Annotated in this window: 1 pseudogene; it reads right to left on the reverse strand. The window is 41.8% G+C overall.

Features of this window, described 5'->3' with window-relative positions:
- Nucleotides 1–414, reverse strand: a pseudogene (locus AB5935_RS26615) (TonB-dependent receptor); the annotation flags it as partial.

Raw genomic sequence — 414 nt, forward strand, 5'->3', positions numbered from 1 at the left:
GTCATCTTCGTCTATTTTACCATCACCATTTAAATCTCTGTATTTGATATCACCGACATTAGGACGAGTGCCATACCAGGCTGAATTGTCTATTTCTTCTTCTGAACGGAATAAGCCATCTGCAACCCACACAACAGAAGCATCGACACTACGTCCTGTGCGTTTTCTCCACTCTACTGTGTTCGGACTATCCGGATAACGGAGATAACGGTTTCTTGCAAATGTCAGATTGAAGCTTGCGCCATAGGAGAATGGCTTGCCTGCCAAGTTTAATTTATTACGATGGCTCACCGTTACTTCAACGCCTTTGCTATCGACCTTATTATAGTTGGCATAAGTATAATAATATCCTCCCATAGATGGGGGGTAATCGCCTCCCATTGCTGTCAAAATATCATAGGTATAATTATAGAA

Origin of the sequence: Phocaeicola sp. RTP21198st1_B8_RTP21198_201120, from assembly GCF_040929485.1 — a bacterium.
In the GTDB taxonomy this organism is placed as follows: Bacteria; Bacteroidota; Bacteroidia; order Bacteroidales; family Bacteroidaceae; genus Phocaeicola; species Phocaeicola dorei.